We start from the raw sequence: 220 nt of genomic DNA on the forward strand, positions 1-220 counted from the left end.
AGGAGAAATTTTGGCTTTTCAGCTAACTCCTGGAAATGTCGCTGATGTTTCTATTGCCGAAACTTTGTCGAAAGGGATTTTTGGAAAACTATTTGGTGATAAGGGATATATTTCGAAAGAACTTTCAAAGAGGCTTTTGAAACAAGGTCTTGAACTATTTACTACCCTAAGATCGAATATGAAGCAGAATCTTATGAAGTTGACAGACAAAATTCTTCTT

At 35.0% G+C, this 220-nt stretch carries 1 protein-coding gene; it reads left to right on the forward strand.

Features of this window, described 5'->3' with window-relative positions; translation table 11 throughout:
- A partial coding sequence (locus BU804_RS00735; RefSeq protein ID WP_143298900.1) for a transposase occupies positions 1-220 on the forward strand: 220 nt, incomplete at both ends.

Origin of the sequence: Candidatus Protochlamydia sp. W-9 (genome assembly GCF_001950615.1) — a bacterium.
GTDB lineage: Bacteria > Chlamydiota > Chlamydiia > Chlamydiales > Parachlamydiaceae > Protochlamydia > Protochlamydia amoebophila.